Annotated in this window: 1 protein-coding gene; it reads right to left on the bottom strand. The window is 52.0% G+C overall.

Annotated elements, in window-relative coordinates; genetic code table 11:
* Nucleotides 1–240, bottom strand: a 240-nt coding sequence (locus JQM66_RS12480; RefSeq protein WP_235230185.1) for a helix-turn-helix domain-containing protein, incomplete at its 3' end; no start/stop codon positions are given.
* Nucleotides 241–444 lie beyond the last annotated feature (204 nt).

The raw sequence follows: 444 nt of genomic DNA, 5'->3' as shown, positions 1-444 counted from the left end.
CAGCTCTGTGTCTGGGTGATTTTTTGTTTCTGTCATGCCCAGCAGATAGTCCGTGGACACGCCGTAGAACTTCGCCAGCGTGACAATGCTGAATGGACTGATGTCCTTGAAATCGTCTGCCTCATATTTGCCGAGAGCGGACTTGGAAAGCCCGGTCTGCTCCGCAAGCTGTTCCAGCGTCAGGCCCCGTTCCACTCGCAAATCCTTCAACCGTTCCTGTATGGTGAGTTTTATCTGCATGACGCACCCCTCCTTCTTTCTGTCTCTAAGCGTGGAAATCCACCCTGTTTTGCGCTCTTTTCCCACCTCTTGGATATGCGGGAAAGAGCGCATTTTTTCGCTAAACTGTTCTTGTAACAACACCTGAACCTTGAAAATCGAATGACCGTCCGAATGGGATATGTCCCCCGGCGAAGTGACGCATCTGGCGCACCAAAGGGGACG

Source organism: Oscillibacter valericigenes (assembly GCF_021531915.1).
In the GTDB taxonomy this organism is placed as follows: Bacteria; Bacillota; Clostridia; order Oscillospirales; family Oscillospiraceae; genus Oscillibacter; species Oscillibacter valericigenes_A.
This window is presented reverse-complemented; position numbering and strand designations above follow the sequence as displayed.